The following is a 23,922-nucleotide window of genomic DNA, read 5'->3' on the forward strand; positions in this document are numbered from 1 at the left end:
TTTCAGGCTTCCACCCTGCTTTTCTGGTTTTACGTGACCTTTCATTTTCTTTTGTTTGAGCAGTCTCTGTACAAAGGCTTTGCTCACATCAAATCTGGTTGCTAATTTCCTAACGGGACTTAGACAGATTTCAAGCCCAAATAAAGCCCAAAGCCTCTTTATAAGCTGATAATACGTCCCAATTTTGATTCAGCCACTGCACAAAATGGAAAGACATGGCTGTCCGAAACGCTTCTAATGCTTCAGTAAAGGTGTTTAAAGGTTTCGATGCCCAACGCCTTCTTAATCCTCCAGTCTTGGTGTGCCATAAAATAAATGTATAGGCACAAAACACCAAAATGAAATGTCTCAGCAGGCTTCTATAATCTCTGACTTGATATTCAGATAGCCCTAACCAGCCTTTAGCTTCCCGATAAAATACTTCCACCCAATTCCTTTGAGCATAGGTAGCAACTATCCAATCCGGCGTGGCTATATTTGAGTCAACATTGGTAATAAAATAATCAACATCACTAGAAGAGTCGAAGGTTGAGGCATTCATGACGATAGCAATTGTTCTCGTTCCTTCTAGCTTGTCGAGTTCAACTTCAACCGTTGCCACCCAAACGGTCTTTTGTTTATCCTTATTGAGTTGAATAGGAGTAAAGTCCTCAACTGGCATGGATTGACCTAACTGATCTAGGCGAATCTCTTGGAGTTTATTTGACTCTATTTGAGTTATCACTTTGCGATTTTTGGCTAATCCCCCTAGATACTTTAGTCTCCTTTTTTCTAGTTCCAGCAGAAACGTTGTGTTATTTCCATAGCCCGCATCAATCAGCACAATACCAGGTCGATATCCTCTCGATAAACTGCGGTCAATTAAAGTTAAGGCTAATTCTGGCTTTTTCTTGAATTCAAGGTCTTTTCTTCCTTGAGGTAAAGAACTGGCGTGTTGATATAACTCTATATCTAGCGGTAGGCTTTTTTTGCCATCATATAGATGAGTCGTTACCACTACTATCCCGTTATCGGTTTTCCCGATTTCTCCAATGTACTGCCGTCCCACTCCGGCTGTGAAATTGCCGCTTTTTCTATGCCCGGAGTCATCAACGATTAACGTGAATCCTCTACTGATTCGGGTTTGGCTGCACTGATTCATCACTAGCAATCGGCGCTCATTTACCTGTTCGACTGACCAAGGCGCTTCCGTCAAAAAATGATGTAATCGGTGGTAAGTCACTCCCACCGCGTTATCCGCCATTTGAGACAGGTTTTTTCGTTCACTTTCCCCCAATAATCCGCCTATATAGTTCTTAAATTCCCGTTTTTGGGCTTGATGCCTCCAGATATCATCAAAGCGTTTACACCATCTCTCAAAACAAGCAGGCATGGCGGCAGGAGTTGTCTCTTTCATGGCCCAATCTTTAACGTGGAATACTTGCCATGTCAGGATTATACCTTTATTGTTTCTGAATTTTCGTTTAAGTCCCGCTAATCGATGTGTTTTCTTGTTCGTATGCTTTGACTACTTTTTCTCGAAAGTCGATGGAGTAAGGTTTCATTCTACCTGTTCATGCACTGACCTCAATGTACTCTATATACCTGCAATCTGCTGTATCTACAGAGGAGTTTCTGTATCGCTTTGAAAACGCTCGGATTCAACACAGGCTAGATATACAGTTTGATGAGCAAATTGGATAATCTCCGATGCTGAAACGGCTGTGCAAAAAGCCAAACAGTTTCAAAGGAGTCAAGTTTACGCAATGTACAGCTTTAGAGATTAGAACTCTTCTTTTTTAAGGAGAATCTAAATTGGTACAGTTTATACCATTTGAGATTTTAAATTTGAATTGTGAAAGCCTTGCCTCTAGGCAGTTTCAATAATTCAAATTTTGCATCGATCAAGCCTAATGGTATTACGTATGCGCTCCCTAAACTCTGCTTTTTAGGAGGGATAAGAAAAAGTTGCACATTGCGTAAGTTTGTTAATTGATTACTTTCAGCAACTTCTTGAGTATTGTACTTCCTTCGATAGAGACACAGACATCAATAACATGAAAGAGCCAATTTTTGACCCAATTCAAGCTGTACCAGGCTGTTGTCCGCCAGTTCCAGAGTCAATAATGACGGCAAATCGCTACGAACTCAGCAACATCAAAATGCAGATTCATGGAGAGCTACCAGATGATTTGCAGGGTCACGTCTTTATCGTCGCTCCAGTAGGCTCTGTCAACTCCGGAGATGCTCCAGATGCTGACGGAACTTCCCTCTTGGCTGGCGATGGGATGATTTATCGGCTTGACTTCGATCGCCAAGGTGAAGTGGGGTTGAAAACACGGCTGGTTAAGCCGCCCTGTTACTACGCCGATAAGGCGACCCGACCTGGCAGCGAGTATGTTAAGTATCAATTTCGCAATCATGGCATCTCGCGATTTTCTCTTTCTCTTGGCTTCCGCAACGAGTTGAATACAGCTTTTCTGCCCATTAAATTTCGAGACGATGCCAACGAGCGTCTGCTAGTAACCTATGATGCTGGTCGTCCCTACGAAATTGACACCGAAACGCTGGAGGTTGTAACTCCGATCGGAGCCAATACAGAGTGGCAATCCGAAACTTCCTTGAAGTTTCCCTTTCCACCCGTTTTGAGTACCGCACATCCGGTTTTTGACCCTGAAAAAAGCGAAATGTTTACGGTCAATTACGGTAAATCAGTAGCGAATATTCTCCAAACCATTCCCTTAATTTACGATCTGGATGAACTTCCAGAACAAATCGAGGAACTCCTCAAAGAACTTGCCCGGTTTATCGAAGCGCAAGACTTTGTGCAAGATTTTCTCAAGACATTCTCTACCATCTCTCAAAATCTCTTGGAATTTTATATGAGGTTGCTTGAGAGAACTACCAACATAGAATTTAAAGATTTCGTCTATTTGATCCGTTGGGATGGTGTAAATAACTTAGAGCGCTGGAAGCTGGTATTACCAGATAGAACCCCCGTCAAGATTAAGCAAACTATCCATCAGATTGGGTTGACAGAAGATTATCTGGTGCTGATGGACACAGCCTTCACGACTGGGGTAGAGCAGTTGCTCAGTAACCCTATCCCCAAAAGTAAGGCGACCAAAAGACTCATCAGAGACTTACTTACACTTCGAGAGTTAGCTGATTCTGTCGTGTACATCGTGCGCCGCGCTGACTTGAAAGCGGGACAGCGCCCAGCGTGCAGTCAGCAAGAAGTTGAAGTTGTCGCACGACGGGTTGTGATTCCCCTGGAAGCGGCTCATTTTCTGTTGGATTATGCGAATCCAGATGGAAACATTACCCTCCACGCATCTCATATTTGTGCTTGGGATGTATCTGAATGGCTCCGCGAGTATGATGTCTCTGCCTACAATCCTAAGATTTCTGTCCCGTCTCGCCTGTGTGGGATGCAACACGATGAGATGGACATCAGCCGGATGGGACGCTATGTAATTGATGGAGAAAGCGGTCAAATTTTGGAGTCGAAGGTAATTTCCGATGCTGAGTGTACCTGGGGCGTAGGACTCTATGCTTATCGCCATCTCTTGCCATCAGGTAAGCCTCCGAAACATCTGGATAATCTTTACTGGATCTCTTTTGGGCTATGGAAGCAGTTGCTGACGCAGTTTGTCTTCGACCTGTACAAAGACTATAAGTATCGGGTAGTACCGCGGACGGAGATGCTTCGCCTTGCAGAGGCTGGTATACCCGCTTCTTTGTTCCGGTTAAACACCTCGTCGGAGGAGTCGCTCAAGATTGGCGCTCGCTATCAGTTCCCTGCTGGCTATATTGTCAGTTCGCCGCAGTTTATGCCACGCCGCAACGGCGAAGAGAGTTCAGAAGACAGTTCAACCGATGGTTACATTGTTTGCACCGTTTTCACGCCAGACGGCAACGAAATTTGGATTTTCGATGCTCAAAATCTGGAGGATGGTCCCCGGTGTAGATTGAGCCATCCTTCACTGAAGTTTAGCTTGACGATTCACACAGCGTGGTTGGAAAAAATCGCCCCCCGCACAGCCACGTACAACATCCCTGTGCGTCAGGATTACAAGAACTTAGTGAAGCAAAAGTCTCAAGAAATCCAGGACCTATTTGAAACTGAGGTATATCCCCATTTTGAGCCAACTCCGCGATCTGCCTGTTGAGTGAAGCCCAGGATACGCATCACTGTGTATCGGAAAATCTTTTAAGGTAGTAACTTCTCATACAGACGCGATACGTCGCGTCTGTATCTATCTTGGGATAGATTTTTGATATATAAGATTAACAGTGAGGTATTTTTTTGTTTAAAAGCAGTTTTGCAAATACCATTTCACTGTATGTCTGCAATAGCGCTCTCTAGTGCCTCTACAGCGGCTCGTAAGGGCGGCGATTCGGGAACAGCCGAATCATCGCAGCATCCGAAGCGCGCATCCGCGCCGCTAGGCGATCGCAATAGTAGATGTAGCATTAAAAGAATGAATTAGTAGAAATTTTAGATTTCTTTGACTTTTTAAACAAGAAGGGTAAAAGTGATGGTCTTAATATCAGGATACGAAATTACAAATAAAATCTACGAAGGTACAAGAACTGTTGTTTATCAAGGAAAAAGGCATCAGGATAAAAAATCGCTCGTATTCAAATTAATTAAAAATAATTATCCAAGTCCGAAAGATATTGCCAGGATAAAAAATGAATATGAAATTATTAAAGCTTTAAATGCTAAGGGAGTTGTGAAAACCCTAGGGCTTGAGAATCATAAGAATGGATTTGCGCTAGTTTTAGAAGATTCTGGGGGAGAATCGCTTGATAAAGTTATTGCCGAAAAACCTATAAATTTTAAAATTGTTCTTAAGATAGCAGTTCAGGTTTCAGAAATCATTGGAGAACTCCATTCTCACAATATTATTCATAAAGATATTAAGCCACATAACATCATTTTTAATCAAGAAGCAGGGGAAGTTAAAATTATTGATTTTAGCATTGCATCCCGTCTATCCCTAGAGAACCAAACAATCAGCAGTCCCAATTTGATCGAAGGCACGCTTGCCTATATGTCACCAGAGCAAACGGGTCGGATGAATCGTTCTATTGACTACCGCACCGACTTTTATTCTTTGGGTGTAACTCTTTATGAAATGCTCGTGGGGAAACTGCCATTTGAAACAACCGACGCGATGGAATTAGTTCACTGTCATATTGCCAAACAACCAATCCCTCCTCATGTGTTGGTGCCAGAAATTCCTCTCCCTGTTTCTGAGATCGTGATGAAGTTACTTACCAAGACAGCTGAAGACAGATACCAAAGCGCTGCTGGTCTAAAATTTGACCTCGAAAATTGTTTAATTCAGCTTGAAACAACAGGAGAAATTGAAGATTTTATCTGCGGTCAGCGCGATCGCGCCAGCCTTCTGCTAATCCCGCAAAAACTCTACGGACGTGAAACAGAAGTAGCTACCTTAATGGATGCTTTTGGGCGAGTTAGCCTTGGAGCAGCTGAGATGATGCTGGTAAGTGGTTACTCAGGAATTGGTAAGACAAGTGTAGTGAATGAAGTCCATAAACCAATTGTGGGAGTACGAGGATATTTTATTAATGGCAAGTTTGACCAGTTCAAGCGAAACATTCCTTATGCTGCTTTAATTCAAGCTTTTTCTGAATTGATGCGACAACTGTTAACTGAAAGTTCGGAACAGATAGACACTTGGAAAGAAAAGCTTAAAGCGGCTTTGGGAGAAAATGGTCAGGTAATTATCGATGTCATTCCCGAAGTAGAACTGATTGTTGGCGAACAACCAGAACTAACACAATTAGGACCATCTGAAGCACAAAACCGATTTAATCGAGTGTTTCAACAATTTATCCGGGTTTTTTGCCAAAAAGAACACCCGCTAGTCTTATTCTTAGATGACTTACAGTGGACTGATTCTGCATCGCTTAAGTTAATTGAACTGTTAGTAACTGACCCAGATAGCCAGCATCTGTTAACAATTGGAGCATTCCGGGATAACGAAGTTAGTCCAACGCATCCGTTAATCCAAGCGATTGAGAAAATACAGGTTCTAGGCGCTGTAGTGAATAATATCACTCTTCGACCTTTAGATAGCGATTGCGTCAGCTTGTTAGTTGCAGATACTTTTCATGAAAATGTATGTACAGAGCGAGGAGAGGCACAAAATCTCGCGTCTCTCCTTTTTAATAAAACTCAAGGCAATCCTTTCTTCTTGACCCAATTAATAAAAACTTTATACGCCGAAAAACTGCTAATTTATAACTTCAGCCAAGGTAGATGGCAGTGGGATATAGAAGAAATTCAAGCAGTTGGAATTACAGATTGTAACATTGTTGAATTGATTGCCAGAAATATTCAAAAGTTACCCGATGCAACACAGCAAGTCTTAAAACTGGCTGCTTGTATTGGCAACCAGTTTAATTTAGATGTTTTGGCAATCGTGAATGAAAAAACTCAATCAGCTACAGCAACAGACTTGTGGGATGCACTTCAAACAGGTTTGATTTTGCCTCTAAGCGATGCTTACAAAATCCCATTATCTTTTGACCAGTTACAACAGGGAACTTTGGTTCTTAATGATATAAAGATTAGCTATAAGTTTTTACATGACCGGGTACAGCAAGCAGCCTATTCTCTTATACCCGACCTTGAGAAAAAAGCCACTCACCTAAAAATTGGTCAACTGCTGCTAGAAAATACTTCTCCTGAAGAAAGAGAAGAAAATATTTTTGCTCTGGTTAACCAATTAAATTTTGGTACTGAATTACTAAACTGTCAATCCCAAAGAGATGAACTGGCTCATTTTAATCTCATTGCTGGTCAGAAAGCTAGTACAGCGACCGCTTATCAAGCAGCCGTCAATTATCTCAACATCGGTTTGGGACTCTTGGCAGCAGACAGTTGGGTTTGCAACTACGAGCTGACAAATAAACTCTATGTATCAGCAGCCGAAGCAGAATACCTCAACACGAATTTTGAACAATCAAAAATACTAGCTGAAGTAGCTCTTAAAAATGCAAAAACTCTATTAGATAGAGTGAAGATTAATGAAATAAAAATTCAGTATCATATTGCCCAAAATCAGTTGCCAGAAGCCATAGAACTCGGTCAGCAAGTTTTGGAAATGTTGGAAGTGCCCTTAGAACAAGAACCTTCGCCACACCTAAATATTGAGGACTGTTATAACCTTCCCGAAATGACCGACCCTTATAAAATGGCAGCTATGAAGATTTTGATAACAATTTCTCCCCCTGCCTTTATCTCAAGTAGCGCGATCGCGTTACCAATTGTCTACACAATGGTCAAGCTGTGTAGCCAATATGGGAATTCTTCCCTAGCTATCTATGGCTATAGCACTTATGGCTTGCTTTTGTGCGGGCCAATGGCAGATATTGATTCCGGATATAAATTTGGCAAACTAGCTTTTCATCTATTAGATAAGCTTTATGCCAAAGAAATTAAATCAAAAATCTACAGTAGCTATTGTGCTTGTATTCTACATTGGAAGGAACATATTAAAGAAACAATAGAATTATTGCGACAATCAATTCAAAGTGGGCTAGAAGTCGGTGATATAGAATTTGCTTGTCATTCGGCTCTATTCTACTGCGAACATTCATTTCTAGCTGGCGAATATCTAGAAAATGTTACGCAAAAACAAGCTAACTATATTGAAATGATCGGCAAGTTTAAAAAAGAATTTCAGCTTTACTATGCCAGCATAGGTGGGCAAGTTGTTTCTAATTTAACTGACGACTCATCTAAAAAATCTTGTCTATCTGGTAAATATTTCAATGAAGCAGAAATGCTACCCCATTTATTTAAAACCAATAATTTACAATCAGTATTTGCTGTATATTTTTATAAATTGATGCTGGCTTATTTGTTTAAAGATTACGACAAAGCAATTGAAAATGCTAGAGCAGCATCGCAGCATACTCAACCTATCACAGCCCTAATAGTATTTGTTGAATATAATCTCTACTATTCTTTAGCCCTCCTTGCCCAGTACCCTAACCTTACAGCCACAGAGCAACAGGAATACATGGCTATTGTGGCGAAGAATCAGGAAAAAATGCAGCAATGGGCAACTCATGCCCCTACAAATTCTCAACATAAGTATGAGTTAGTACAGGCAGAGATTTACCGAGTTTCAGGTCAAACGCTCAAAGCAATGGAGTATTATGACCGAGCGATAAATGGAGCAAGAATTCAGGGATATATCCAAGAAGAAGCGCTAGCTTATGAGCGGGCGGCTGAATTCTATCTAGCTCTGGGAAGAGAGAAAATCGCTAGAGATCATATGAGTGAAGCATATTATGGCTATGTTCGTTGGGGAGCAACCGCCAAAGTTAAAGAGTTGGAAATAGAGTATCCATACTTAATTTCCCAGATGCAATCAACAGAGCCGAATTCGAGTGAAGATACTGCCACAACCTCAAAAATGACTACTAGTGGTGAAGTTTCAGTGCTGGATTTAGCCACAGTGATGAAAGCATCTCTGGCGATTTCTGGAGAAATTGTGCTGGATAAGTTGCTCGCTTCCTTAATGAAAGTATCTATTGAAAATGCTGGAGCGATAAAAGGTTTTCTCGTCTTACCGAAAAATGGAAAATTGTTGATTGAAGCTGCTGCCTCAATGGATTTATTAGAAGTAGTTGTGCAGCAATCTATTCCAATGGAAACTAGCCAAGATTTACCCGTAACGGTAATCAATTATGTGGCGAGAACTCGTTCTGATGTAGTTTTAGAAAATGCAGCTTGTGAGGGGAGATTTACAAATGACATCTATATTCAAAAGCGGGAATTGAAATCAGTCCTATGTATTCCTATCATTAATAGCGGTAGGCTGATTGCTATTCTTTACTTGGAAAATAATTTAACGGTTGGGGCATTTACTCCTAATCGAATGGAAGTCCTAAAGCTGCTATCTTCTCAAGCGGCTATTTCTCTAGAAAATGCTCTACTTTACACTAATTTAGCTACAGCTAACGAGCAACTAGAAGATTATTCGCGTACTTTGGAACACCGAGTACAGGAGCGCACGCGAGAATTAAAACTCAAAGAAGCTAGGCTTGCAGAAGCTCAGAGACTGGCACATCTGGGTAGCTGGCAATTTGATATAGAAACGCAAGAAGTTAATTGGAGCGATGAACTATTCCGGATTTTTGGTCTCCACCCCGAACAACCTGAACCCACTTTCAGGGAACATGAAAACCTGATTCATCCAGATGACGTTGACTTATGGTTAAAATCAGTAGACCTAGCGATTGAAAGAGGGAAGGCTTATGAGTTGGAGTTGAGAATCTTTCGCCCAGATAGTTCTATTAGATATATTTTTGTCAAGGGGGAACCTACTTGCAATGCTTCTGGTAAGGTGACTAAGTTATTAGGGACAGCACTGGATATTACCGACCGCAAGCTAGCCGAGTTGGCACAACAACAATCAGAAGCACAATTGAGAGAACAAGCGAAAAAGTTAGAATTGACTTTACGCGAACTACAACAAACTCAATCCCAACTCATTCAAACTGAAAAGATGTCTAGTTTGGGACAGATGATTGCTGGAATTGCTCACGAAATTAATAACCCTGTCAACTTTATCTATGGCAATATTGACTATGCCAATAACTATATCCAAGACCTGCTTGCTTTGATTGGCGTCTATCAGCAGGAGTATCAAAATCCTACACCTGCGATTCAGAAGGCGATGTCAGAAATCGAGTTGGATTTTGTGGTAGAAGACTTGCAAAAACTTTTTGATTCCATGAAAGTAGGGGCAGAGCGCATCAGAGATATTGTCCTTAGCTTGCGGAATTTTTCACGGCTGGATCAAGCTGAAATGAAACCAGTTGATATCCATGAGGGCATCGAATCTACTTTGCTGATTTTGCAGCATCGGCTCAAGAAAGATAGTTTGCATTCTGGTATTGAAGTAATCAAAAATTACGGTCAACTGCCACGAATTTTTTGTTACGCTTCTGAGCTAAATCAGGTATTTATGAATCTTCTAAGTAATGCAATCGATGCTTTAGAGGAAATAAGAAACTCTGGAGAAGTATCTGATAAAAAGCCTACTATTAGTATTTACACAGAAATGGCTTCTTCTAATTCAGTCAGAATTAGAATTGCTGACAATGGATCGGGAATGACTGAGGATGTAAAAAAGAAAATATTTGACCCATTTTTTACGACCAAGCCTGTAGGTTCTGGTACTGGTTTGGGATTATCCATTAGCTACCAGATCGTGGTAGACAAACATAATGGAAAGCTCAGTTGTGTTTCTTCTTCAGGTCTTGGTACTGAATTTATCATTGAGATGCCGATAAGTCAGTAACCATTGCCAATGCAGTTTGTCGGAATATCCAGGATGCAATATCAACAGAGCGATCGCGCTTTACAACTCTTCGGGATTAATTTCTCGTTCTCGCAGCAGCGTTCCTCATTTGATAGCTGGCGCGGCATCGGTTGGTAGTTTTTGTACCATACTGCTGTGTTGAGAGCTTGCGGTTGTTTTAACTGTAGCGATCGCATTTTGAAAGCTATGACAAGAGAGCGCACACTTCGCTAACGCCAACCCATCAACCTCTACCTGAGTGCTTTGTTAACTTTTTGTTACTGTTAGCTGGAGCTTGCTCTTGGGAATACTTTAAATAGAGCTTTCTGATTAGCTCTGCTGCAATCACTACTAGAAATGATATGCCACCAGTTAAGAACTTTGATAGCAAGAGTATCCCATTACTTGACCTGTTGCGAAGCACTAAAGAGGGAAAAGCTCAACTGCCAGACTTTCAGCGTAGCTGGGTTTGGAACGATGACCAAGTATGCAGCTTGTTAGCCAGCATTTCACTTTCTTACCCAATTGGAGCAGTGATGATGCTCGAAACAGGCAACCCTGATGTGCGATTCCAACCTCGTCCGATTGAAGGAGTGACACTGAATAATCCGACAGAACCAGAGGAACTAATTCTAGATGGGCAGCAGCGCTTGACCTCGCTTTTTCAGACATTGCTATCAGGAAAAGCAGTTAAAACAAAAGATACACGAGGTAAAGAAATTTACCGATGGTATTACATTAACATTGCCAAAGCACTCGACCCAACTATTGACCGAGAGGAAGCTATTGTTAGCGTTCCAGAGGACAAGATAATCCGCAATTTTCGTAAAGAAATTGTGGCGGATTACTCAACTTCTGAAAAAGAGTACCAAAATGAAATGTTCCCGATTTCGCAAACTTTTTACTCCTCCGATTGGATGACCAGTTATAACGAATACTGGGACTACCAAAAGGAAAAAGTCAAGCTTGTTAATAAATTTAATAATGACATTGTAAAGCAGTTTGAGCATTACGATGTACCAGTTATTTTGCTGCACCAGGAAACACCAAGAGAGGCAGTATGTCAAGTTTTTGAAAAAATGAATACAGGTGGTATATCTCTTACTGTTTTTGAGCTAGTCACAGCAACTTTTGCAGCCGATAAGTTCAACCTCCGAGAAGATTGGGCAACACGAGAGAAGGCACTGAAGATCCATCAGGTACTAAGAGATATTGAAAACACAGATTTTTTACAGGCGGTGACATTACTTGCTACCCTTGACAAATCCTCAGTAAGCTGTAAGCGCAAGGATGTTCTAAACCTGAGCTTAGAGCAATACAAGGAATGGGCTGATTTAGTTACTTTAGGCTTCGAGCAAGCGGCAAAATTTCTCCACACACAAAAGATATTTAGCGATCGCGAACTGCCTTATCAAACTCAGCTTACAGCCCTTGCAGCTATCTTCGCGGCACTTGGCGATCGCGTTATTGGTACGGGAGCAATTGCAAAATTAGCTAATTGGTATTGGTGTGGAGTTTTTGGAGAACTTTACAATAGTGCCATTGAAAGTCGTTTAGCAAAAGATGTACCACAAGTACGGGACTGGATTAATGGTTGTGGTGCTGAACCTGACACAATCAGAGATGCTAACTTTGCTCCTGACCGTCTTTTGAGTCTCTATACTCGCAGAAGTGCTGCTTATAAAGGCTTATCTGCTTTATTGTTGAGGGATGGTGGTTGCGACTTCTTTACAAGTTATCCCATTGACACTCTGATGGAGTTTAATGAATCTATTGATATCCATCACATTTTTCCGCGACACTGGTGCCACCACAACGGCATTGCAGCCGAGGTTTACGACTGCGCGATCAACAAAACCCCACTTTCAGCCAAAACTAATAAGATGATTGGAGGTAAAGCACCAAGCATCTACTTAACCGATATTGAGAAGAAATCCGACATCTTAGAAGACAATCTGAATGAGATTTTGCGATCGCACGTTATAGATCCAGCTAGTTTACGCACAGATAATTTTGATGCCTTCTTCCAAGCTAGAAAAAATGCACTTTTAGATCGGATTGAGAAGGCAATGGGTAAGCCGATTCTGCGGGAGGCGGCTAAAGAGATAGAAAATTAGAGTTTGAGTGCGAACAGGACAATGGGCGATCGCATCTTTGACGATTTCAAGAATGCGATCGCATCTCACCACAAATTAGACAGAAGCGCTTAACTGTTCCTCAGAAACCCATGCCCCGTGGAAACCGTAAGGCACCCGCTGGGGGATGAGGACACGCGCCACTGGTTCAGATGTCACGTCTTGGGCATTTACGACCACCAGTTCCGAAGTGTCTGCTTCATCATCGTGGACAAAAGTCATTAGCCAACCGTTATCCTCAGCAGTCGCATCGGGACGAGGAACAAATACCGCTTCGCCACCATAGCGTCCCCGTCCGAATTCGTGAGTTTCGGACTTACCATTCTTAAAGTCATACTTGATGACCCCTTCAAATAGAGGCATCGGATTATTTGCCATCTTTGCCGTATAACCGTAGCGCATCGGTCGTCCCATTCGCTGTTCGTTCAGGCGGGGGAAATCCGATGGCGCATCATCCAGCATCTCCTCTTTTACCGTACCCGTGCTGAGGTTAAAGCGCCATTGGTACAAACGGCCAGCGTCTCCCTCATTTTCGCCGGGGGTCATATCAGTCGTTAAAACACTGGTGGAACTCATGCGACAAGCGACAAGCACCACTTCATCTCCCTCCTCGTAGGCATTGAGAGTATGGAAGACGTAGCAGGGGGGACTTTCAAACCAGCGGATGTTGCTGTTATCGCCATGACGGGGGACAATGCCGAAACGACTAGGGCGATCGCGCTCAAACATCAACGCTGGTTTACCCTGCTGCATGCGTACCATGCTGAAGGTTAGTGGCAGATCCATAAAGATTGTGTAGTGTTCGGTGATGGCAAAATCGTGCATCATCACCCCCATCGGCAAGTCGATGGGAACGGTTCGCAACAACTCACCCTTCGCTGAAACGACGCTGTATTTTAGGTACGGTGGGGCAAACGAGTAGCCAAAAAACATCATCTCGCCCGTTTCGGCATCGACCTTCGGATGAGCGGTAAAGGCAGAAACCAGCTTGCCATCGTAAGAGTAAGCACCTGATGTCTCTAAGCTGGGAACCTTAATAGTGTGAGGTTCACCGCCTTCCCAGAGCGCCAGCAGCCGTCCATCGTGCCACACTAGAGCGGTGTTAGCGGTATTTTTAGGAAAATTATAGGGATTTTTGCCTCGTGACGGTTCCATCAACCCCGTCCAAATTGCCTTACCCGCTTCGCGTTCAATATTAAATCCCCGTGTCCGGATATAACGGTTGCGATATTGAGCTTTGCCGTTATTTATTCGCACTCCGTGCAACATTCCATCCCCATCAAACCAGTGATAGTTGCCGATAGGTGGAAATTGAGGATTGGGGCCATTCCGCACAAACATCCCGGATAAATCGGGGGGTAGTTCGCCGATTACTTTCAAGTTGGTGGGTGCGATTTCTTCCCGTACTGGCGCAAAGTTGTCATCTAGATAGGGATTGACTGCGGTTGTGGTCATGCGTTGTGCTGAATCGATTGTCTTATCTATATTTATTTTGATTGAGCGAACGCGATCGCGTCTCACACTATGGTTGTGGAACAAGCCAGATGAAGTGGTTGGGGTGGAGCGAGCAAAGTTTAGAGGAGGATGCGATCGCATCCTTTTCTAGCTGTATATGGATGAATACGAACAACTTTTACCCTAAACCATCTAAAGCAATCGTAATTGACTACCAGTAAATCGCAGAATATTTCTGTGGCTAAGCCTATTGGTTGAAGAATTTTTCTGTGCCAAAACGCTAATCTACTGGCATTAGCAGGACTATCGCTTAGCGCTTAGAGTTCTGCAAGTAAGAACGATTCGCCAATCACCCCGATCAATCGTCAATCTCTGACACTAAAGACGATGAAACTTGAGAGTACGGCTTTTACTGAAAACAGTGTAATTCCGTCTAAATACACCTGCGACGGCGCAAATATTTCCCCCTCTCTTAGCTGGAACTCCCCGCCAGAGGGTACTCAGAGCCTTGCTTTAATCGTTGACGATCCGGATGCGCCTGGGGACATTTTTGTCCATTGGGTTCTCTACGATCTCCCACCTGAAATTCGCCATCTACCTGGCGGCATTCCCAGCGAAGCAAACCTCGCTGAGGGGGGCGTCCAAGGTAAAAATGATTTTGGCAATTTAGGTTATGGTGGCCCTTGCCCGCCTAGTGGTACGCATCGGTACTTTTTCAAACTCTACGCACTCGATCGACTGTTAGATTTAGCAGCGGGTGCCACTAAAAACAAGGTAGAAGCGGCAATGAATGGTCATATTCTGGCAGCAGCAGAACTCATTGGACGCTACAGTCGCCAGCGATAATCTTGCGGCAGTTCACAATTAATCTACAAAAAAAACACCTTTTCAAAGGTGTTTTTACTGGTGGCTAAAATAAGCCTGCAAATTTGATTTTGAGTCATCAATTCTTATGTGTGATGCCGAGGAGTCCGGGCACCCATAGATGAGCCAATCAGCGATGCTGCTAAACCTAAGAGTGAACCAATTGTAAACGACCAACCTGCCTTCGCTGTTGCACCCGCAATATCACGAGTTTGCTGAGCTGTTACATTCGGCGCGTCGTTGGGTACGTTCACTGCACCTTGTTGCGCTTGATTGACGATTTCTCCAGCATTCGCACCTACAATACCGAATGCGCCTGAGATTCCACTTGCTAACAACCAGGAACTCAATGCCAAAGTTGTAGCCCAAAGAATGGCTCCATTTAACATTGCTGTATTCCGGTTCATCGGACCACTGGCACGGGCTGCTACCCAACTACCCACCAAAAGGGAAATAAACAAAGAGATAATAGACCAAATTCCGACCGCTCTGCCAACATCATCGGCATAGGTTCTAGGTGCGCCGGAACCGGAAATATTAGTAGCACCAATTGCGGCTCCTAAAGCACTCAGAATTAACTGAGTAGCTAAAGCAGTAACAATACCGGCAAAAATGGGACCCCACCTTACACGATCGTGGTACTCAACAATTTGATTGCCAGCAGTTGGCTCAATAACAACCCTGTCTTCTCGATTTGTGTATGACATTGCTCACCGCTCTTCCTGTTTCTATTTTTTATAGAGCTACTTTCTTCTAACTTTCACCCTTGAGTTATACTTTATACTGGTATTTTTCTGGGTATATCTATCAGTAGGAATAATCAGGATATCTATCGATAGAAATATGTGTTCTATTTAAGTGAAAAGCGCGATCGCAATTATTAATAAATTAGTAGAGCTTTACGGCTGTTTCCGTGACAGTAATGAGCAATAAAAAGCCAGGCTGGTCACTCTGCTATCACACCCCGTTCTGCTCAAAAACTACAGATATATAACTGCCATTCCGTCAGCCGATAATCTCCCCAACTCCATCAAAAAAAACCACAGGGCACGACTAGACAAAACGACTTCAGCGGTGATAATTGCTAAATACGCTCTTAACACAGCTTTGTGAACGACATCAGTTGTTGTTACAATCATTAACTGTCCTCGTCAAAATTTCTTTTTAGGCAAATTAGGGGTGTAGACGAGGTAAAGCTCATCCCTCTGCTGTGTTTAGCCATTCTGGATTCATGCTTCCGGAATAGAAACACTGAGCCATTGTAGAAACTCAAGATAAATCGACCGTGCAAAAACAGACTTTATTAGTAGCTAGTCTCTTGTTGGTGCCAGCGATCGCTACCATCAAAATGCCAGTTGTCCAAGCGGCTCCACTGGTAGCTCAAGGCAACCAACAGCAGGTGAGCGAACTGCTGCGGCAGGGGCGTAAGTTGGTGGATACGGGAGATATTGCCAGAGCCTTGACAATTTATCAACAAGCTGCGGCTCTCGATCGCGAAAATGCCCGTATCTTCTCCGCCATCGGCTATTTACAAGCAGTTCAGGGCAACTACCGAGAAGCCACTAAAGCTTATCAACAGGCTGTCACCCTCGAACCGAAGAATGCTGATTTTCAGTATGCATTGGGGTACGCTCTCGCGAATCTTGGAGACAATGCCAGTGCCGCAGCCGCCTACCAGCGTGCTGCCCAGATCGACAACAAGAACCTGAATGCCTATCTAGGATTAGGGGTGGTATTACAGCGTCTAAAAGATTATCAAGGCGCAATGCAAGCCTATGAAACTGCCCTCCAGCTCGATCCGAAAAATCTACAAGCTTATGAATTTATCGGCTCCGCCTTCCTGAAGCAGGGGCGTCCCGCAGAAGCGATTCAAGCGCTCCAACAGGCTGTTGCTCTCGCCCCAAATGACAGCGGCGTGCAGTTGAACTTGGGAGACGCCTACATGAAGCAAGGCAACGTCACGGCTGGGATGGCGGCTTTAGAACGGGCAGCCAAGATTGAACCTCGCAATGCTCAGATTAGCCTCCAAATTGGCAAAATTTTGCAAACCGGGAATAATCTGGATGATGCCTTAAAGGCTTATCAACAGGCAGTGAAGATCAAACCCGATCTCGTGGAAGCTCAGACAGCGATCGCTGATATTTTGCTGAAGCAGCAGGACTACCTAATGGCAATTGTTGCGTATCGGCGGCTGGTAGAAATGTCGCCGGAAAATGCCCAAGCTTACTACAATCTGGGAGTGGCGTTGAGAAAGCGAGAAAGGGTACCGGAAGCGATCGCAGCTTTTGAGCAAGCCCGCGACCTTTACCAGCGTCAAGGTCAGAAGGAAGGCTCTCAGAGAGCGACTTCCGCCCTTAGAGAGCTTCAAAAAGACAAAGGCTAAGGGCAAATGGCGAATAACTGATGGATAGTTTCTTAAAAACTTATTAAGAGTCTCGGCTTGTGGAAATTTCTGCGGATAAGTTGGACTGCAAGATACCTCCTAACTGCGTCCTCAGCCCCATTGATGTCAGAACAATTTAGAGCATCTAATGGGGCTTCCGTATTTTCAATTTTGATTTTCGACTTTAGATTTTGGATGATTAGGCTGGGGTTGAGCAACGGATAGATTTTGGTTGTTCGCTCGTAGAACTTGCGCTTAAATCTAAAATTTTGACCAAAGCATCAACACTCGCATCCGATAAATCCGCCAGGGAAACTACCCGCTCTAAATTGGGAAAGCAGCGGCGGATAGCGTGGTTGTAGCTCGGATCGTAGTGGCACTCAAGCAAGTCTCTCACCAATCTTTCCCACTGTTGGGTATCAATGAGCTGGTACCATTCTTGGAGTTTTTCCCAGCCATAGCGAGATTTCAGTCTGTGCAACTTCGCTTTCAAAACCTCCGGGTGGGCCATTAAGTGAGGATATTCCTGCAAAAGCCACTGAATTCTAGCTTCTACAGGCATCTCAATTTCCACACAGCTCGCTTGTTTCATCTGTTGCCAGAGAGATGGGGGCACATAAATGCGCCCAATTTTATTACTCTCCGCTTCCACCCATACGGGAAAGCTAGGATCGAGGCTTTGCAACTGTTGCAGTAGCAGGGATTCAAAGTGTTTTTGGGATGGCTGAGGTTGGGGATGGGTTTTTGGTAATTGTCCCTCAGCTCCAGATGCGATCGCCCTTGTTTCTACAAGCTGCTTCTCAGCGCCACTCCCACTCTCCCACTCTTCACCCAGGAGAGAACCGCGATGGTTTGCCAAACCTTCCAGATCCAGCACCTGAATGCCAAACTCAGCCAGACGGCGCAAAATGTGGGTTTTACCGCTACCAGTCATTCCAGATAATATCCGGAAGTTAAAGCGTTCTGGAAGGGCTTGCAGTTGCTCGCGTACCAAGGAACGATAGGTTTTGTAGCCACCTTCGAGGACAGTGACTTGCCAACCAATTTGACTCAAAACGGTTGCCAAACTGTTAGAACGTTGTCCTCCCCGCCAGCAGTACACGAGGGGATGATAGTCTTTGTCTTTTTCAGCAAAGTGATGGGTGAGGTGACGGGAAATATTTTGAGCAACTAAGGTCGCTCCTAGTTTACGGGCAGTGAAAGGACAAACTTGTTTATAGAGCGTTCCGACTTTAGCGCGTTCCTCGTCATCCAAAACGGGCAGGTTAATGGCACCGGGTATCCGATCTTCAGCGAATTCGCTGGGTGAGCGGACATCAATAATTTCGCTGTAAGTTTCTGTCTCAGATAGCTGAGTATAATTGGGCGATCGCGGCATTGTTAAATATGAATGGCTAATTGCTGATGGCTAATTGAAGGATTGTTCAAGAGCCACTTTTCGATTAGCCACTCTTTGATTAGCCATTACCTCAACTCATACCATTTTAGGTTTGGGATAAGCGTTTGAGGGTTTGACCGCCTAGCAGTCGGTCAGTTTCTTCCAGCAATGCGGGAATTTTGTCGGCGTGGGGACTATGGGTAAGACATTGGCGGAGGTCTAGTTCTCGAACCCGATCCGCTTTGGCTCCTGGAAACCAGTGGCTGGCGTTGCCCAGCAAGTTGTAGCGCATTTTAGCGTACTCGATCATATCGTAGGCGATCGCTAGATTTCTCAGCCACAAAATCACTTGGATATTTAGTCCCCCCGGCGTTGCTTCTGGCTTTGGTAAGCCAACGTGCCAGGTTTTTACCCAGTCTTCTCCTAAGGTAGCGATCGCTTCTTTCTCCAAGCGATCAAGAATTGGCAACAAAATCGACTCGGCCTTCTCTAGCAGCGGCAAGGTTTTCAGGTGTTCGTCAAAATCCTCTGGTCGTGACGCCCCCACACTCAGAGTATGCACCTGCGGATGACTCAGGCAGAACAAATCGTTAAACACGATTGGGCTGAGGGGATAGCACAAATCCACCAATTTTTGTGGCGGTTTAAACAGCATTCCTCCTTTCTCTGAAGGACTGATAATAAAAACGCCCATATCGTGCCGAGAAGCTGCCTCAATGGCAGACCAGTTGAATTGATTGATGTAGTACCAGTGCAGGTTAACGTAATCAAACTGGTTCGTCTCAATCGCCTTCACAATTACATCACTTGGCCCGTGCGTTGAGAAGCCAATAAACCGAACTTTGCCTCGATCTTGTAGCTGTCGTGCCACCTCCAGACAGCCACCCTGTTTAATGCTGTCGTGCAGCAACTCATCGGTATTGACACCGTGTAGCGACAGCAAATCAACGTAATCTAGCTTTAAGTAAGCTAGGGACTTCTCAAATTCTTGGCGAAATTCTTTAGCGTCCGCTTTAGGGCTGATTTTCGTCTGGATAATCATTTTTTCGCGCGGAAAAGTCGGCAAAATTCGCCCTAACTGCATCTCAGAGGTGCCGTAGCCACGAGCAGTTTCAATATGATTGATTCCGACTTCAAAAGCTCGGCGAATCGTTGCTTCTACATTCCGTTGATTATCGCGGGGAACTCGCCATCCAGGGACATCCTGCCACTTAAACTGATAGCGCATCCCCCCACAAGAAAACACGGGCATTTGTAATTCTGTACGCCCAAATCGCCGATACTGCATCTTTCTAAATACATAAGAAAATTGCTGAATTGTGCTTGTAGTTAAGCACAACTATTTTTAGGGTAATTGACTATGCTTGCAAACGTTGTTCGGGCTACCTTGCTATCTTTTTTACCAGCAACCCTGCTGCTGGCATCGAGTTCTGCGATCCTGGCTCAGAATAGCCCCCGTCCTGAAGGAGCCTTGAATTGGGTAGGTGCATCGAATGGAGACATCCCGCCCAATGCCGTGGTTGGTGGATCTGAATCGGGGCGTCGTTTGTACATCTGTCGCGCCGAATATAACGGTGGCGTGCATCCGGGAAAAGTTGTTGCCAACAATTGTAATTTTGGTTGGGGTGGAGAGGAAATTCTCGCCCCTTTCTATGAAGTTTTAACCGCGCCCCGAAACGTTCGGATTGTTTGGATAGCAGCATCGAACGGACGGGTGCCAGTGGGAGCGATCGCGGGTGGGATAGAAGCAGATCGAGATCTATTTATCTGTCGGGCATCTCACAATAAAGGCGTTCATCCCGGAAAAATTGCCGCTAGCAATTGCAATATCAGTTGGGGAGGACAGGAAATTCTCAAGCGCAACTATCAGGTAGCCGTGCTTAGGAGAAATCGTTAAAAATCCGAGTTTAAGCTGGTGCGATCGCTACAGTTGCACGTAAACCCAAAAACCCCGGAAACCAGGATAGGGTCGGATTTTGTCTCGCACGGGAAAAGAGACAAAATCCAGGTAGAGAGCAGATTAGTAATTTTGCTTGGAGAATCGCAAACGAAGATTAAGCTTCTCGCACAATAGGCTTCCCATCTACCACTTCGCCCACTAACACTAAATCTGTGACGCCCACAAATAAACCATTTTCCAAAACGCCAGGAATATTATTAAGCGTCTTTTCCAGTTCTCCAGGATTATCGAGGGTGTCAAACTTTACATCAATGACCAGATTGCCTTGATCGGTGACAACGGGACCCGCTTTTTTGACGCCCATCCGTAGTTCTGGCTTCCCGCCTAGCTTTTCGATCGCCCGCATCACGGGTGTTATCGCCATCGGAATTACCTCTACTGGCACGCGGAAGGTGGAACCCAGTTTGTCAACGAGCTTGGAACTATCGACCACGACAATAAACTGCTCTGCCAAACAATCTACTATCTTTTCCTGGGTGTGGGCAGCACCGCCCCCTTTAATCAAATTGTGCTGTGGATCGACTTCATCGGCTCCATCAATGGCAATATCAATCCGATCGGCTTCATCCAGGGTGGTTAAGGGAATTCCGTACTGTTTAGCTAGCACGGATGCCTGAAATGAGGTGGGGATGCCTTTGATGTCTTTGAGGTCGCCGGACTTCAAGCGATCGCCCAAAGATTCAATTGCATAAGCAGTCGTCGATCCGGTGCCCAGTCCCACTATCATCCCCGACTGGACGCGGGCGGCAGCGGCTTTCCCAACTTCCTGCTTCATCACCTTAACGGGATCTTGTTCTGCACTCATTCTTAAAACTCCTGGCGATATTGACAACTTAGCTCTGTAGGCTAGGATCGCTTAGCAATACTACTCGGTTCACTTCTCTCCATTGCCTCTCTACCTCTGCCTAAACCACTTCTAAAAGACGAGTGTTTTTAGCGATGAGGAGAGTCCAACCCCCCTTCTCTCCGCGGGAAGGGGGGTGTGAGGGGTTTGCTCCGCTCCGAAAAGTATGCGATCGCGTAAACCTAAACCAACTCAGCTGCAACAGTCAGTCTACTATCTGGAGTTCCCTTCCTATGACTCAGGGTGAAAATTTTTCTCAGGAAGATTATCAACACGACTCAAATCTGACTCCAGAAGCACACCATCAAAAAAATCAGGGTGAGCAAACAAGCACTACACACAAAGCCTTATTGCTGTTTGAAGAAGGATTAAAATTAGCCGAAATAGGAAAGTATAAAGAGGCTGTTGCCCATTATCAAGAGGCTTTAGGTCTTCAACCGGATTCTGATAAAATTTTATACAACTATGGACTTTCCTTATTTTATTTAAGCCGCTACAACGAAGCTGTTAGTTGCTACGACAAAGCGATAAAGTTAAATCCAGATTATTCCGAAGCTTGGAGCGATCGCGCCCATGCACTGATCATGTTAAATCGTGGGAAAGAAGCACTAGCGAGTTGCGAACAGGCTTTGCAAATTCAACCAGAATCTTATCAAGCCTGGTACAAGCGAGGCTGGGTGCTGAGTAAGTTAAATCGCCGCAAAGAAGCGATCGCTAGCTGCGATAAAGCTTTAGAGATTAATCCAAACGGCTATGAAGCCTGGTGTACCCGTGGGGCTGTGCTACCATTACCAAAACGCCGCCAAGAAGCACTTTGCAATTTTGATAAATCTTTGGAAATCAATCCAGCCTATCAGCGAGCTTGGTACAATCGGGGTTCGTTACTGGTAAATTTAGGGCGGGATGAAGAAGCACTGGCTAGCTTTGAAAAAGCCACTACAATTCAACCAGATTGTCAAGAATTTTGGTTTCCTCAAGCCTGGTACGGTCGAGGCTTTATCCTGGCAAAATTACATCGCTATCAAGAAGCGATCGCTAGCTTTGAAAAAGCCTTACAGCTTAAGCCAGAATATGCGTCGGCTGCGTTTTATAAACTCATCTGCTTGCTCATAACAGGTAAAATCTTTCAGCATTTATTAAATTCTGAAAAAAGAAATCAACTATTTAACGAGCTAAAAAATATTGTCAATGCGTTTAAGTATCATTTTTTATTTGTTGCAACATTTATTTTTATCATCAGTTCTGCTCAATCGCCTTGGGCAACAAATTTTAAGCAGATGTTTTCTACTTTATTTTCAGTTGCAATTATTTGGTTTATCTTAGGGGATATTTGGAAAAACAAGTCCCAATTAAGTTGGGTATTAGCAATTTATTTTAAAAGTGGGATTTTAAGTTATGTTCGGGCAGCTTTTATTCTTTTTGTTACCTTAACGACATTTGCAGTCGTAAGCCCATACGTACCCCAATTTATGCAATGGGGATGGGCTAGTGCAGTTTTCGGAAATTCTGGAAATATTATATTTCAACCGTTTGATACTATTAAAAGCATTCAACCTCCACCATCAGAGGATATTAATTCTCAACTTCCCAATCCCAGTGAAAGCTTACCACCCGATGAAAAAGTTGTAACTCAACCCAAGCCATCACCCGATGAAAAAGTTGTAACCCAACCCAAGCCATCACCCAATGCAAATGTTGCAACTCAACCTCGCCCGATACCTAATGAAAAGGCTGCAAATAAGACCTATAAAGCAGTACCGACAAACAGTACAAATCAAAAACCCCCTTTTGATTACACAAAAGTTTTGATGGTTGTTTTTTGGATCTGTTTAATTTTAATGGTTCCCTTTTGGGCTGGATTGGAGGAAAAGATTTTTCGTCAAGGTGCTAACACCTGGAAGCAGATAATCGGGAATTCTACAGCTTTTGGTTTAGTCCATATCACCGTAGGAATTCCTATTTATGCAGGTTTTCTGCTGATTATTCCAGGTTTCTTATTTGCTTGCCGCTATAAATTTGTACATGACCAGTCTTTCAAAAAAAATAATAATGAAGAAATAGCTCAGGAAGCAGGAGTTCAGGCAAGTACAGCCGATCATGCAATCTACAATGCAATCCTGATCACTTTTTTGGTTTTTGTAATGTTAACTGCATAATTCAGATAAGGATGCGATCGCATCCTCTCTTCTCCTGTCACTCACCTAATGCCGCGCCAGCACTATTCCCTTCATGGAAGCGATGCACTAAGCTAGCACTTCCAGCAGTAGGGACGAAGGTTGTATCCGTCTGTCCACAACAGACTTCTTGACTTACAACGCATAGCCGACGACTGTAAGCGCAGCAAAATAACCTTTGCCTGTCCTTCAAACAAAGTCCGCGCAGGCAGACGATATAGCAGTTCTCATTAAGCGTGCAATCCACTCGGAACCTTACCCCATGCCTATTTCCGCTTTTCGGTGAAAGGCAGCAGGATCAAACTTTGCTGCATCCAAACAAGAATCCCTATATATAAAGATTCCCTGAAGCAGGCTTAGTTTGTATAGCTCTAAGCTTGAGTCTGTTAGCATGA

The 23,922-nt window shown here is 43.9% G+C and carries 13 protein-coding genes and 2 pseudogenes; 7 read left to right on the forward strand and 8 right to left on the reverse strand.

Features of this window, described 5'->3' with window-relative positions; genetic code table 11:
- Positions 1-111, reverse strand: a pseudogene (locus tag NDI44_RS08885) (IS630 family transposase); the annotation flags it as partial.
- Positions 112-130: 19 nt separating this feature from the next.
- The gene (locus NDI44_RS08890; RefSeq protein ID WP_190415086.1) at positions 131-1,396 is read right to left on the reverse strand and encodes an IS701 family transposase; all 1,266 of its coding nucleotides are present in this window, start codon (positions 1,394-1,396) and stop codon (positions 131-133) included.
- A gap of 640 nt (positions 1,397-2,036) precedes the next feature.
- Here NDI44_RS08890 and NDI44_RS08895 point away from each other — a divergent pair.
- The 3 genes from NDI44_RS08895 (at position 2,037) to NDI44_RS08905 (ending at position 12,451) form a co-directional block, all read left to right on the forward strand.
- A complete protein-coding gene (locus NDI44_RS08895; RefSeq protein WP_199304976.1) occupies positions 2,037-4,151 on the forward strand; it encodes a carotenoid oxygenase family protein in 2,115 nt (704 codons plus the stop codon).
- 369 nt (positions 4,152-4,520) lie between these two features.
- Positions 4,521-10,334 carry an AAA family ATPase gene (locus NDI44_RS08900; RefSeq protein ID WP_190415087.1) on the forward strand — a complete coding sequence of 1,938 codons (5,814 nt, stop codon included), beginning with the start codon at positions 4,521-4,523 and terminating at the stop codon, positions 10,332-10,334.
- A gap of 362 nt (positions 10,335-10,696) precedes the next feature.
- Positions 10,697-12,451: a DUF262 domain-containing protein gene (locus NDI44_RS08905; RefSeq protein ID WP_190415088.1), complete on the forward strand. Its 1,755-nt coding sequence runs from the start codon at positions 10,697-10,699 to the stop codon at positions 12,449-12,451.
- Positions 12,452-12,526: 75 nt separating this feature from the next.
- On the opposite strand, the gene NDI44_RS08910 is transcribed toward NDI44_RS08905, so the two are convergent.
- Complete coding sequence (locus NDI44_RS08910; RefSeq protein WP_190415670.1) at positions 12,527-13,924, reverse strand: carotenoid oxygenase family protein; 1,398 nt, start codon at positions 13,922-13,924, stop codon at positions 12,527-12,529.
- Between the two features lie 387 nt (positions 13,925-14,311).
- Here NDI44_RS08910 and NDI44_RS08915 point away from each other — a divergent pair, with 387 nt between their 5' ends.
- Entirely contained in the window at positions 14,312-14,770 is a 459-nt protein-coding gene (locus tag NDI44_RS08915; RefSeq protein ID WP_190415089.1) for a YbhB/YbcL family Raf kinase inhibitor-like protein, read from the forward strand.
- 104 nt (positions 14,771-14,874) lie between these two features.
- Here NDI44_RS08915 and NDI44_RS08920 read toward each other — a convergent pair whose 3' ends face one another.
- Together NDI44_RS08920 and NDI44_RS08925 are read right to left on the reverse strand one after the other, a co-directional pair.
- The gene (locus NDI44_RS08920; RefSeq protein WP_190415090.1) at positions 14,875-15,495 is read right to left on the reverse strand and encodes a hypothetical protein; all 621 of its coding nucleotides are present in this window, start codon (positions 15,493-15,495) and stop codon (positions 14,875-14,877) included.
- Positions 15,496-15,676: 181 nt separating this feature from the next.
- A pseudogene (locus tag NDI44_RS08925) lies at positions 15,677-15,927 on the reverse strand (hypothetical protein).
- 146 nt (positions 15,928-16,073) lie between these two features.
- On the opposite strand from NDI44_RS08925, the gene NDI44_RS08930 reads away from it, so the two are divergent.
- Entirely contained in the window at positions 16,074-17,171 is a 1,098-nt protein-coding gene (locus NDI44_RS08930) for a tetratricopeptide repeat protein (protein ID WP_339380797.1), read from the forward strand.
- A gap of 199 nt (positions 17,172-17,370) precedes the next feature.
- On the opposite strand, the gene mnmH is transcribed toward NDI44_RS08930, so the two are convergent.
- Entirely contained in the window at positions 17,371-18,549 is a 1,179-nt protein-coding gene (gene mnmH / locus NDI44_RS08935) for a tRNA 2-selenouridine(34) synthase MnmH (RefSeq protein WP_190415091.1), read from the reverse strand.
- Positions 18,550-18,655: 106 nt separating this feature from the next.
- Positions 18,656-19,837, reverse strand: coding sequence for an aldo/keto reductase (locus NDI44_RS08940; protein ID WP_190415092.1), 1,182 nt, complete (start codon positions 19,835-19,837; stop codon positions 18,656-18,658).
- 72 nt (positions 19,838-19,909) lie between these two features.
- On the opposite strand from NDI44_RS08940, the gene NDI44_RS08945 reads away from it, so the two are divergent.
- Positions 19,910-20,446 carry a DUF3421 domain-containing protein gene (locus NDI44_RS08945; RefSeq protein ID WP_190415093.1) on the forward strand — a complete coding sequence of 179 codons (537 nt, stop codon included), beginning with the start codon at positions 19,910-19,912 and terminating at the stop codon, positions 20,444-20,446.
- 157 nt (positions 20,447-20,603) lie between these two features.
- Here the strand turns inward: NDI44_RS08945 and rpiA are convergent, their stop codons facing one another.
- On the reverse strand, positions 20,604-21,314 hold the full coding sequence (rpiA, locus tag NDI44_RS08950) for a ribose-5-phosphate isomerase RpiA (protein ID WP_190415094.1): 711 nt from the start codon (positions 21,312-21,314) through the stop codon (positions 20,604-20,606).
- A gap of 272 nt (positions 21,315-21,586) precedes the next feature.
- Here rpiA and NDI44_RS08955 point away from each other — a divergent pair, with 272 nt between their 5' ends.
- Entirely contained in the window at positions 21,587-23,509 is a 1,923-nt protein-coding gene (locus NDI44_RS08955) for a tetratricopeptide repeat protein (RefSeq protein ID WP_190415095.1), read from the forward strand.
- Positions 23,510-23,922: the final 413 nt, after the last annotated feature.

The sequence above is a fragment of the Trichocoleus sp. DQ-A3 genome, from assembly GCF_039961975.1.
Taxonomy (GTDB): domain Bacteria; phylum Cyanobacteriota; class Cyanobacteriia; order Cyanobacteriales; family FACHB-T130; genus FACHB-T130.

Bases quoted from the DNA above. Each gene is read 5' to 3' on its own strand.
- NDI44_RS08955 (WP_190415095.1), top strand. From the start codon at position 21,587: ATGACTCAGGGTGAAAATTTTTCTCAGGAAGATTATCAACACGACTCA.
- NDI44_RS08890 (WP_190415086.1), bottom strand. From the start codon at position 1,396: ATGAAAGAGACAACTCCTGCCGCCATGCCTGCTTGTTTTGAGAGATGG.
- NDI44_RS08905 (WP_190415088.1), top strand. From the start codon at position 10,697: ATGCCACCAGTTAAGAACTTTGATAGCAAGAGTATCCCATTACTTGAC.
- mnmH (WP_190415091.1), bottom strand. From the start codon at position 18,549: ATGCCGCGATCGCCCAATTATACTCAGCTATCTGAGACAGAAACTTAC.
- NDI44_RS08920 (WP_190415090.1), bottom strand. From the start codon at position 15,495: ATGTCATACACAAATCGAGAAGACAGGGTTGTTATTGAGCCAACTGCT.
- NDI44_RS08900 (WP_190415087.1), top strand. From the start codon at position 4,521: ATGGTCTTAATATCAGGATACGAAATTACAAATAAAATCTACGAAGGT.
- NDI44_RS08945 (WP_190415093.1), top strand. From the start codon at position 19,910: ATGCTTGCAAACGTTGTTCGGGCTACCTTGCTATCTTTTTTACCAGCA.
- NDI44_RS08910 (WP_190415670.1), bottom strand. From the start codon at position 13,924: ATGACCACAACCGCAGTCAATCCCTATCTAGATGACAACTTTGCGCCA.
- NDI44_RS08895 (WP_199304976.1), top strand. From the start codon at position 2,037: ATGAAAGAGCCAATTTTTGACCCAATTCAAGCTGTACCAGGCTGTTGT.
- rpiA (WP_190415094.1), bottom strand. From the start codon at position 21,314: ATGAGTGCAGAACAAGATCCCGTTAAGGTGATGAAGCAGGAAGTTGGG.
- NDI44_RS08915 (WP_190415089.1), top strand. From the start codon at position 14,312: ATGAAACTTGAGAGTACGGCTTTTACTGAAAACAGTGTAATTCCGTCT.
- NDI44_RS08940 (WP_190415092.1), bottom strand. From the start codon at position 19,837: ATGCAGTATCGGCGATTTGGGCGTACAGAATTACAAATGCCCGTGTTT.